The sequence below is a fragment of the Pseudomonadota bacterium genome, from assembly GCA_010028905.1.
Taxonomy (GTDB): Bacteria; Vulcanimicrobiota; Xenobia; order RGZZ01; family RGZZ01; genus RGZZ01.
This window is the reverse complement of the sequence record RGZZ01000700.1, coordinates 1-1,921: the sequence shown is the minus strand read 5'-3', so window position 1 is coordinate 1,921 and position 1,921 is coordinate 1. Positions and strand designations below refer to the sequence as shown.

Genomic DNA, 1,921 nt, shown 5'->3' with positions numbered 1-1,921 from the left:
TGCAGGCCGATGTCGACCAGACGCGCGTCGAAGCCCTCCGCAGTGAGCGCCTGCATCAGATCTTCATCGTCCATCGACGACGTTCGTTCCCGACATCGACGCACCCTGGTCTCGCTGGGGCGCTATCGGCGTCTCAGTGATTTCGTTGCGGCTTCGCTCTCGTTCCTGAGAGATGATTACCTCTTGCGCGCGAACCTCACCCTCGACGGGCTGCGCGATCGCGCCGCAGGTCTGTGGCAGGGCACGCCCGTGATCAGCGTGCTGCACGCCCACCTCAACCGGTTGCACCGCGACCATCCCGCGTGCGGTCTGCGGCTCGTCACCTCGGCGCCTTCGGCTGAGCTTGTCCATCTGGCGAATCTCTGGATCACCCAGCGAACGACGCTGGCTTTCGGTGCGGGCGGGGGCGGTCTCAAGTCGATGGCCGATCATCTCGACGGTGCGCGCAGCCGGTTTGCTACCGAGATCGCTGACTGCGCCACCGCCACTGAGGCGCTCGACCGCGCGTTCGCGGTCATCGATGGGAAAGGCGTCGAGCCATCGGGTGCATCAGCGGCGTCTGTGGGTGTAGCAGCGGAGTTCGCGGGTGGAGCAGCGGAGTCTGTGGGTGGAGCAGCGGCGTCTGTGGGTGGAGCAGCGGCGTCTGTGGGTGAAGCAGCGGAGTCTGTGGGTGGAGCAGCGGCGTCTGTGGGTGAATCTTCCTCTGAGGCGCGAGGGGTCGGCGCCACGCCACGTGTCGCGGGAAGCGGCGTTGTGGTCTGCGCGGTCGATGTAACGCGCGGTGAGGGCGACTTCCTCGCGGGGACGGCTCCGCGCATGCGGGGCAATGGGGGCGTCGTTCTTCCCATTCTGCTACGACAGGGCCGGGTTTCTGGCGGCTCGGGGTACGCGTCGATGGACGATGAAGATCTGATGCAGGCGCTCACTGCGGAGGGCTTCGACGCGCGTCTGGTCGACATCGGCCTGCAGTTCGAAGCGCGTCTCTACACCACCCTCGAGTGGGCGCTCCACGCGCTGCTCGGCGACGTAACCGAGCTGTCTGCCGGCCAGGGATCGCAGGCGGGGGAGGGGAGCGGGGCGGCGCATCCGCTCATCGTGCTGTCGGTTCCTCGCAGCCTTGCCATGCCTCCCGCGGTGTCCTCGGCGCTCGATCGCGAGCGAGAGGGGCTTGCGGATCTCCTGCGCGCCGATCCGGCGCTCTTCGAGGTCTTTCGCGGGTGGATCGAGGCGTATGTTCCCTACGATCTGGTGCAGATCGACGGCGTGCCCGACAAGGACCTCCTCGACCTGCTGCCTGGGGGGGCGGAGCGGGGCGCGTGACCGCGGCACGTTGGCTGGCCTCGCTGGTGGCCAGGCTGCGCGTTGCGGGCATCGCGGTTCCTCCCGCAAGTCTCGTCGACGCGGGACGGGTGCTCGTCGAGACGGGTGATCTCGCCACCGACCGCGAGAGCCTCGGATGCATGCTCGGCATCACCCTTGCGCACACCCGTTCCGCCCGGCTGATCTTCGACCGTGTCTTTGCCACCTTCATCGCGGCCCACGGTCCGCCACGTGCCCGCTCGCGGAAGGGCTTCAAGGGCCACGCAGGCGCCGTTGACATGGGTGTGGGCGGCGCGGGGGGCACGTCGGCCGCGACCACCGAGCGGGTGGTGAGCGGCCTGCCGAATGATGCGTCGATGCGCGCGGGGCGCGTGGGCACGCCCGATGCGAAGCGGGACGCGGGCGAGCGGAGTGCGAGCGCACGTGGTGGGGGGGGGCGCGCTCACGATGCGGCGCGGCGCGCGCGAAGCGGAGGCGACGCGTCAGGCTCCGACGGGCACGCGCAGAATGCGACGCTCGCGGAGGATTTTGGTGGTGAATGGCTTCCTCAAATCGAGGATTCGTCTTCTGTCTTCTCAGCATGGGCCGAGATGCAGTGGCG

The 1,921-nt window shown here is 68.6% G+C and carries 2 protein-coding genes; both read left to right on the top strand.

What is annotated here, in order from left to right:
- Positions 1-9 precede the first annotated feature (9 nt).
- Entirely contained in the window at positions 10-1,320 is a 1,311-nt protein-coding gene (locus EB084_24480; protein ID NDD31420.1) for a hypothetical protein, read from the top strand.
- A partial coding sequence (locus EB084_24475) for a hypothetical protein (protein ID NDD31419.1) occupies positions 1,317-1,921 on the top strand: 605 nt, incomplete at its 3' end. The genes EB084_24480 and EB084_24475, both read left to right, overlap by 4 nt.

Excerpts from the sequence above, each read along its gene's own strand:
- EB084_24480 (NDD31420.1), top strand. The coding sequence starts at position 10 with ATGTCGACCAGACGCGCGTCGAAGCCCTCCGCAGTGAGCGCCTGCATC.